Source organism: Kitasatospora sp. NPDC059722, assembly GCF_042733235.1.
In the GTDB taxonomy this organism is placed as follows: Bacteria; Actinomycetota; Actinomycetes; order Streptomycetales; family Streptomycetaceae; genus Kitasatospora.
On the sequence record NZ_JBHWGD010000312.1, the window covers coordinates 268 to 1,032 of the forward strand.

The 765-nt window shown below is 77.6% G+C and carries 1 pseudogene; it reads left to right on the forward strand.

The features are described from left to right. A pseudogene (locus ACFV4F_RS43500) lies at positions 1-765 on the forward strand (hypothetical protein); the annotation flags it as partial.

Here is a 765-nt window from a genome sequence, read left to right on the forward strand (position 1 = left end):
TGGCGGGGGGGGGGTGGGCCCCGGGGCCGCGGGGCGCCGGCCGGCGCGCCGCCCCCCCCCCCGCCGCGGGGGGCCCGCCCCCCCCGCGGCCACTCCGGCCGTGACGAAAGTGACCGACCGTCAACTCTCGTCGGCCGCAATGAAGATCAGCGACGCCGAGGCCGTCGCCACCCCACCCCTCGCCGAACTCGCCGGCCGCCTCGGCCTCACCCGCTTCGAGCGCGACACCCTGTTCCTGTGCGCGGCCGTCGAACTGGACCCCTCCATCACCCGCCTCTACGCGCTCGCCCAGGGCGACGAACGGCTCACCCACCCCACCTTCGGCCTCGCCCTCGCCGTCCTCCCCGACCCCGCGTGGGACGTCGTCTCTCCGCAAGGCGGCCTGCGCTACTGGCAGTTGGTCGAGATCGCCCGCCCGCCCGGACAGAGCCTGGTCGGCAGCGTCCTGCGCGCGGACGAGCGGGTCGTCAACCACCTCAAGGGCCTGAACGACCTCGACGACCGCCTCACCCCGCTCGTCGAGCGCTTCCGCCCCGGCTCCCCCGCCGACCTGCCGCCCTCCCAGCAGGCCGTCGCCGACGAGATCGCCCGCACCTGGCGGCGGCCCGGCGCACCCGTCGTCCAGCTCGTCGGCGCCGACGCCCCCGGCAAGCGGCTCGTCGCCGCCCGCGCCGCCGCCGAGAGCGGACTGCTCGTCTGCCGCCTGCCCGCCGCGCTGCTGCCCGCCGAACCCGCCGCACTCGACCACTTCGCCCGGCTCTGGCG